This is a genomic window from Streptomyces sp. SID3343 (assembly GCF_009865215.1).
Taxonomy (GTDB): domain Bacteria; phylum Actinomycetota; class Actinomycetes; order Streptomycetales; family Streptomycetaceae; genus Embleya.
This window is the reverse complement of record NZ_WWJX01000323.1, coordinates 1-860: the sequence shown is the minus strand read 5'-3', so window position 1 is coordinate 860 and position 860 is coordinate 1. Positions and strand designations below refer to the sequence as shown.

The 860-nt window shown below is 76.0% G+C and carries 1 pseudogene; it reads left to right on the top strand.

Going from position 1 to position 860, the window contains the following annotated elements:
* Positions 1–860: pseudogene (locus tag GT354_RS10970) on the top strand (PucR family transcriptional regulator); the annotation flags it as partial.

Genomic DNA, 860 nt, shown 5'->3' with positions numbered 1-860 from the left:
GGTGATGCGCGGCGGCGTGGCCGGCGTGGACCCCGGCGCGGTCGAGGCGGCCGAACTCGGCGGCACGGCCTTGCTCACCCGCCATCCCGGGCACGGGTGGACCGACGTACTGGGCCTGCTGCGCAACGCCTTCGCGCAGCGCGACGCCCCGGACCTCGCGGCAGTCGCCGGCCTGCGCCTGGGCGATCTGTCGGGCCTGGCCAACACGGTCGCCGACCTGGTGGGCGGCGCGATCACGATCGAGGATCCGCAGTCCCGGGTGCTGGCCTACTCCCGGATGCACCACGAGCCGGATCCCATCCGCCGAGTGACCATCCTGAACCAGCAGGTGCCGCGCCGGCGCGTCGCCGAACTGCGCGAGAGCGGCTTCTTCCGCACCCTGTGGGCCACCGACGACGTGGTCCGGCTGCCCGCCGAGGACGGCTACGCCGAACGACTCGTGATCGCGGTGCGCGACGGCGGCGAGGTCCTCGGGTCGATCTGGGCGGCGGCCGACGGGCCCCCGCTCGCGTCGGACGCGGCGGCGGCACTGCGCACGGCCGCACGCGCGGCCCTGCCGCACCTGGTGTACCACCGAACCCGCGACCGCGAGGCGGCGCGCCGTCGCGAGGACGCGGTACACACGCTGCTGTCCGGCGGCGCGGGCGCGGAGCAGGCGGCCCGGGCGGTGGGGGTGCGCACCGATCGGCCGTACACCGTGATCGTGGTCGAGGCGTACGACGTCCACGCGACGGAGCCGGCGTCCGACGCGCCCACCGCCTCGGAGCAGCGGGTGCTCAACGTGCTCGCGTTGCAGGCGGCGGCGTTTCGGCCGGGGTGCGTGACCGCGCGGGCCGGCCGCCGGTTGTTCGTCCTGATGC